The sequence below is a fragment of the Bartonella sp. AU18XJBT genome (assembly GCF_028618595.1).
Classification (GTDB): Bacteria; Pseudomonadota; Alphaproteobacteria; order Rhizobiales; family Rhizobiaceae; genus Bartonella.
In genome coordinates, this window is the sequence record NZ_JAQITE010000024.1 from 19952 (window position 1) to 27517 (window position 7566).

Annotated in this window: 3 protein-coding genes; 2 read left to right on the forward strand and 1 reads right to left on the reverse strand. The window is 36.6% G+C overall.

Annotated features, from left to right (window positions below):
• Positions 1 to 10 precede the first annotated feature (10 nt).
• Entirely contained in the window at positions 11 to 2695 is a 2685-nt protein-coding gene (gene alaS, locus PVV60_RS07165; protein ID WP_273724003.1) for an alanine--tRNA ligase, read from the forward strand.
• Positions 2696 to 3823: 1128 nt separating this feature from the next.
• Here alaS and PVV60_RS07170 read toward each other — a convergent pair.
• Entirely contained in the window at positions 3824 to 5605 is a 1782-nt protein-coding gene (locus tag PVV60_RS07170) for a glucan ABC transporter ATP-binding protein/ permease (protein ID WP_273724004.1), read from the reverse strand.
• A gap of 199 nt (positions 5606 to 5804) precedes the next feature.
• Between PVV60_RS07170 and PVV60_RS07175 the strand changes: the two genes are divergently transcribed.
• Entirely contained in the window at positions 5805 to 6788 is a 984-nt protein-coding gene (locus PVV60_RS07175; protein ID WP_273724005.1) for an RluA family pseudouridine synthase, read from the forward strand.
• Positions 6789 to 7566 lie beyond the last annotated feature (778 nt).

Sequence of the window (7566 nt, forward strand, 5' to 3'; positions counted from 1 at the left end):
AGGTGTCAGTATGAATAGTGTTAATAATATTCGATCAATATTTTTGGATTATTTTCATCGTAATGGGCATAAAGTTCTTTCTTCTAGTCCGCTTGTTCCGCGGAATGATCCTACACTTATGTTTACAAATGCAGGGATGGTGCAGTTTAAAAATGTGTTTACTGGACTTGAACAACCTCCTTATAAGCAGGCAACAACGGCACAAAAATGTGTTCGTGCGGGTGGAAAGCATAATGATCTTGATAATGTTGGTTATACGGCGCGCCATCATACATTTTTTGAAATGCTGGGTAATTTTTCTTTCGGTGATTATTTCAAAGAAGAAGCCATTTTTTTATCATGGAATCTTTTAACGAAGGAATTTTGCCTGCCAAAAGATAAATTGTTGGTGACAGTTTACCAGAGTGATGATGATGCTGCTGAACTGTGGCGGAAAATTTCAGGTCTTCCAGATGAAAAAATTGTCCGTATTGCGACGGCTGATAATTTTTGGTCGATGGGAGAAACAGGCCCTTGTGGGCCTTGTTCGGAGATTTTTTATGATCATGGTGATAAAATCTGGGGCGGTCCTCCTGGAAGTATGGAAGAAGATGGCGATCGCTTTATTGAGATTTGGAATCTTGTTTTTATGCAATATGAGCAGGTTTCTAAGGAGGAACGTGTTGACTTGCCTCATCCTTCTATTGATACCGGTATGGGATTAGAGCGTATTGCTGCTGTTTTACAGGGCGTTCATGATAATTATGATATTGATCTTTTTCGTGCATTAATGGCTGCTTCAGAAGAAATGACAGGGATTGAGGCAAAGGGTGATTTTATTGTCAGCCATCGTGTCATTGCTGATCATCTTCGCTCATCTGCATTTTTGATTGCTGATGGTGTGCTTCCTTCTAATGAAGGAAGAGGATATGTTTTACGTCGTATTATGCGTCGTGCTATGCGTCATGCGCATCTTCTTGGTGCTAAAGAGCCGTTAATGTGGCGTCTTTTGCCTGTTTTAATTCGCGAAATGGGACAAGCCTATCCTGAATTGATGCGTGCTGAATCTTTGATTTCAGAAACTTTAAGGTTAGAAGAAATGCGTTTTCGTAAAACGCTTGAACGAGGACTTGGTTTGTTAAATGAAGCAAGTACCGATCTTAAAGAAGGAGATCATTTAAATGGTGAAGTTGCTTTCAAGCTTTATGATACCTATGGTTTTCCGCTTGATTTAACGCAGGATGTTTTGCGGCGTCGTGGAATATCTGTTGATGTTGATACCTTTGATAAAGCGATGAAACGTCAAAAAGAGGAAGCGCGTGCCAATTGGTCTGGTTCTGGGGAAGCTGTAACAGAAAAGATCTGGTTTTCTGTTCGTGATAAAGTGGGGGCTACAGAATTTTTGGGTTATGAAACAGAAACGGCTAAAGGCATTCTTACAGCTCTCGTGTATGATGGTAAACTTGTCGATCATATTTCTTCAGGTCAGAAAGCTATGCTTGTTGTTAATCAGACACCTTTTTATGGTGAATCTGGTGGACAAATTGGTGATAGTGGTATCATTTCTGGTGAAAATTTTATTTTTGAGGTGCATGATACTCAGAGAAAAGGTGATGGTCTTTTTATTCATATTGGAGAAGTAAAATCTGGTCAGGCATCGAGGTCTGAGTGTGTAGAATTAACAGTTGATGTTGTTCGTCGTAAAAAAATCCGTGTAAATCATTCTGCTACTCATTTGTTACACGAAGCTTTACGACAAGTTTTGGGAGCTCATGTTACACAAAAGGGCTCTCTTGTATCGCCAGATCGATTGCGTTTTGATTTTTCTCATCCAAAATCTGTTTCTTTGGAAGAATTGAAAAAAATAGAAGATTTAGCAAATGAGATTATTTTACAAAATAGTGAAGTAAAAACGCGCCTCATGGCTGTAGATGATGCCATTTCTGAAGGGGCAATGGCGTTATTCGGTGAAAAATATGGTGATGAAGTCCGTGTTGTTTCTATGGGGGAGCCACTTGAACAGGAAAGATTAAAAAAGCATTGGTCAATAGAGCTTTGTGGAGGGACACATGTGAAGAGCACAGGGGATATCGGTTTGATTCATATTGTTTCTGAAAGTTCTGTAGCGGCTGGAGTGCGGCGTATTGAAGCTTTAACAGGCAAAGAAGCACGCCTTTATCTTAGCCGCCAAGATGACCGTATTCATGAAATTGCTGATCTTTTAAAAACTTCTTCTGTTGGCGTGGAAGAACGGGTGCGAATTTTGCTTGATGATCGTCGTAAACTTGAAAAAGAATTGAATGATGTACGCAAGAAAATGATGTTGAGTGGTGGAATAACAGAAAGGAGCCAAGGTGATATTACTATCATCAATGGGTTTTCTTTTACCGGACGCGTTGTTAAAAATATTTTACCACGGGATCTCAAGGCACTCGTCGATTCTGAGAAAAAACAAATCGGATCTGGAGTGGTTGCGTTTATTAGTGTTTCGGAGGATGGAAAGGGGAGTGCTGTTGTCGGCGTTACGGATGATTTAACTCATAGATTGAATGCTGTTGATCTCGTTCGTATTCTTTCAGCTATACTTGGTGGTAAAGGTGGAGGTGGCCGTCATGATATGGCGCAGGCTGGTGGTCCTGAGGGGAACAAAGCTGATGAGGCATTTGTAGCGCTAAAAGATTTTTTGGAAAAAAATAAAGATTGGGGTGGCATCTAAGTATCACGAATATCTGTCTTGTGTATTTTTGAAATGCAGATACAGCGTAATTGGGGAAAAATACAATTGTAAAGATAAAAGCAGTGGTTGTCTTTATTATTACTTTTTCATTTGGCATTATAGCTTCCAAGCATTTCAGGAGTCACCGTTTTAAGATAAGATAGATTATACAGCACTTCATACTTTGCTGTTACTAGGAAGACTAGTTATTGTGTTGCTCTTATAGATTTTTTTGAAAAAAACCTCTCTTTTTATGAAAGGAATAATACAAGATTTATTGCATACGATTATCCTTATAAAGTTATAAACTGCTATTATTCTACTAGCTTTCAAATAACTAAAATTTCTTTCCTTGAAAAGGCTTATAAAAGAGCTGTTCTATTTTAGAGCTATTGTATTGTTTTCATTTTGCTTGTTATGTACAAGAAAACAGTTTTTTTGTTTATCATTAAAAGGTCTTGAAAAGAATATTCTCCTATCTTTATAAATCTTTATTTAAAGTTATAAGGTGATGAATTATCTATATAAATCAAAGGAATGTTACAAAAATTTAAAGATTTAATGTCTAATTTATTATGATACGATTGCCTTAATACATTGAGTTATAATGATAATTTATCGTTTTATATTTTGAATAAGAGCTACGAATATTCGTAGAATTTTATCATTTAAAATTCTTTGTATGTTAAATTAATCAAAACTACTCACGAATGTCGTTATAAAATTGGCTTAGGAGCATTGAGAAATTTTTCTTAAAAAAACATATGAATGTGCAAAACAATACATAATATTCATTATTTAAAAGCCATTACTTTAGTTCGTTTTGAAATTCATAAAGCTGAGTTAAAAGAATATGGTAAAACTGGAAGTTGTTTTTACCTTTACATCTTTATATTTTCCCTAAATGAGAGTGTATATTCGTTAATATGCACAGATATAGGGAAATATTTTTGTCCTAATCTAGTAAAATTGCAATAGCAGAGAAAATACTAAACTGTTTTAATATTTGTCTTAAACACTTAAAATGGTTTGTGGCATTTTTAGAAATCTTTTTACTTGTATCATATATAAGAACTCTTGTTATAGTGAGAAGGATTTTTTGCATAAGATTTATGAAGAGTATCGTTTTTATGAAGCTATGGCTTCATGTAAGGGAATAACATTTTCTCCTTCTCTTTCTGGTGGTTTGATTGTTAAACCACTTGCCTTTAAAAAATTAGAGAAACGTCCCCCTTTATCGATCAATTCTTGAAAGTTTCCTTTTTCCATTAAGTAACCATGTTCCAGAAAGAGTATCACATCAGCATTGCGTACTGTTGAGAGGCGATGTGCTATAATAAAAGTAGTGCGGTTATGGCGTATGGAATCGAGAGCATCTTTGACACGTTCTTCTGTTTCAACATCAAGAGCGCTTGTTGCTTCATCTAGAATGAGAATAGGGGCATTTTTTAAAACAGCGCGTGCAATTGCTAGTCGCTGTTTTTCTCCACCTGATAATTGAGATCCTCGTTCGCCCACTATTGTGTCATAACAATCAGCTTTTTTTAGAATAAAATCGTGAGCTTCTGCTATTTTTGCTGCTTCATAAAGTTCTTCATTCGTTGCGCTCACTTTTCCTATTGAAATATTGTCATAAATAGTGCGGTTGAAAAGACCCGAGTCTTGAAATACTGTTGCTAGAGATTTGCGTAAAGATTCGCGATTGATCGAGCATATATTTATTTCATCAATGGAGATATGCCCAACGGCAGGGTCGTATACGCGTTGCAACAGATTGATCAATGTTGTTTTTCCAGCCCCTGTTGGTCCTACAATCGCAACAGTTTGTCCTGCTTTAACCTCAAAGGAAACATCAAAAACACCTTGAGAAGAATTTGGAAATTTATAGGTCACGTGATGAAATTGTATGGCGCCTTTAACATTTTGGAGGGAAGGAAGATTTTGCGGTTCGTTGATATGAAAGGTTGAGTCTTCCATTTCAAAAAATTCTTGCAGTTTTGCTTGTGAGGATATTGCACAATTAATAAAATTGCTCATTTGGTCTAGACGGCTAATCATGAGTTGTGCAAATCCAACAAAAGCAACGACTTCACCTACTCGTAATTGACCTTTTGCCACAAAAAAAGCTCCAAGGAGAAGAACACAAACGATTGAAATTGTTGAAGCCATTCGATTTAAGCCACTGGCGAGCGCCCACCAATTAAGAACAGGATTTTGTGCTTTAAGCAGAGCATTTGTATGTTGATGCAGTATAGAAGTTTCTTCTTTTATTCGGTTATAACTTTGTACAATGGAAACATTAGAAATTGAATCACTGACATGTTTAAAAAGGTTGTGGTGGTAGCATTCTACAGCTGCTTGTCCGTCTTTTGTTTTTCGCATCACTAAACGTGCAATTAATACGTAGATGATGGCAAGCACAACCAAGACTATTGAAAGACGCCAATTCATATTAAACGCTATGGGAATGAGAACCAATAAAGCGACAAGGGTTGAGAGATGTTGGCGCATAAAATCAAGCCATATGGTTGACATGGAATCTATTGCGCGCAAAAGTGTATGGAGTGCATTGGAAGTTCCACGTTGTTGATGCCAAATTAAAGGCATGGCAATGATACGTTCGAAAGATTCCGTTAAAACCATTAAGCGGCGTCTATGGGCTAAGCGGTCAGCACCGCGAGCAACAAGGACATAAGCAATAATATGTGAAAGTCCAAAACAAACCCAAAGGGTAAGAGTAGGAATGATAGCTGATTTTTCTGAAATAGAATCAATAACGCGTCCGAATAAAATAGGTTCCGCAATGGTGATAATGGCTAACATAACATTAGCGGTACAGATTAAAAGGGATGCATTTTTTTCTCTATTTAGGTAAGTGAGAACACGTGCATAGGTTTTAAATAAGGACACGGTTAATTATCTCCATTCGCTATTAAGCGTAAAGTGTTTTACAACGCTTAGTTTTTAGCTAATAAAATTTGGACGTTAAGAAAAGGCAATTTTGGATACTAACTGTAATATGGTGTGATAAAGCCAACTAAAATATCAATTTTTGTGTTTATAAAGGCGCAAAAATAGATCAATAAAATTATCAGGTAAGGGAATTTTCATGGTAGGCGTAGAGATAAAAAAAGTTGAGGCAGATGAAAATGGAATGCGCTTGGACCGCTGGTTTAAAGAGCATTACCCAGGACTTGGTTTTGGAGCTTTGCAAAAATTATTGCGTTCTGGTCAGATACGGGTTGATGGTGGACGTGTTAAAGCTGATACGCGTCTTTGTATGGGGCAAGCTGTTCGTATTCCACCCCTCCCTATTAATGACAAGGAAAATCTTTCCATAACGGATAAAACACTTCGTGGGCAGGATAATGAAACCGTTTTGAAAAAGATGCTGCTTTATGAAGATCCAAAGGTATTTGTTTTTAATAAACCAGCTGGGTTGGCTGTACAAGGAGGCTCTGGTTTAACACGTCATATGGATAGTATGCTTGAGGTATGGCGCAATAAAAAAGGTGAAAAGCCGCGTTTGGTTCATAGGCTTGATCGTGAGACGTCGGGTGTCCTTATTGTTGCGCGATCAAGGGGAGCTGCTCAGTCCTTAACAGCTGCTTTTAGAGCGCGAGAAACAAAAAAGACTTATTGGGCGTTGGTTCGGGGCGTGCCTAAAAAAAAGCAGGATAAAATTTCAACGTGGATGGTTAAGGAAATGACTGCACAAGGTGACAAAATGCGTGTTTGTGAACATGGGGAGCCAGATTCACATCATGCGGTTTCCTACTATCGCGTTTTAGATATGCGAGGGCGGGCTCTTTCGTGGCTTGAAATGGAACCCTATACAGGGAGAACACATCAGCTTCGTGTGCATGCTGCCCATATGGATCATCCTATCATTGGCGATACAAAGTATTTTTTTTCTGATAGTAATTGGACATTACCAGGAGGAATTCAAAATCGTCTTCATCTTCATGCACGTCGTATTCGTATTCCTCATCCTTCAGGAGGAATATTGGATATTGTTGCACCTTTACCACCTCATATGGTCCAAAGTTTTAATCTTTTGTCTTTTAATGAGAGTGATGTTGAAACAGAGTAATGCGGCATAATATCAAAAAATACAACAAAGTCAATATGTTATTTAAATAATTTTATATGCACCCCCATCAGAATCCACATTTTTATACGTGATTCATTTGACCATTTTTTACATAAGATTGCCATGTATGAATAGACCATAAAAAGCTAATCATGATGCTAATATTATAACGCATGTGTGTATTCAAATGAAATGAAAAGCTGTTATCATTCATAACAGTTTATAAATTTTATGATACGTTTTTATCACTCAAAAATCGCATTGTTTTAAAGTTCAGTTATTTGGAATGATCGATAACATACGTTTAAAGATCATATCTTGTTTTAATGATTGGATTATTAATCGCATGATAAAAACATAAAATTACAAGTTCTCAAAATTGAGAAGCGTAAAATAGAGAGCTGTCATAACAGCATCATCATAACACTGAACCTTTTAAAGATTGCATAAAAAGATTTAAAGACAAGATCATTTTTAAAACCACGGTATTTTTTTACTGGAGTAAGGAAATAAACAGATATGAAATTCAAAACGTTATATCGTATGATCAAAAGCCTTTTTAATGAATAAAAGCAAGCTATCAAAAAACGTTTTAAAAGTTATCGTTTAAAAATACGAAGCCAAATGAGATCACCTCAAATTTGAGGGCATCTATTGAAACAAAGATAAGCAGGTAAACTTCAAAATCGTTGTAACATCATAAAGGCATGGGATTTTACTCAATTTTGGAGTCAAAAGCGATATTGTTTAAAGAATGCTCTATTCTAAAGTTAACGTC

Coding starts and splice junctions, on each gene's coding strand:
- alaS (WP_273724003.1), top strand. CDS start 11: ATGAATAGTGTTAATAATATTCGATCAATATTTTTGGATTATTTTCAT.
- PVV60_RS07175 (WP_273724005.1), top strand. CDS start 5,805: ATGGTAGGCGTAGAGATAAAAAAAGTTGAGGCAGATGAAAATGGAATG.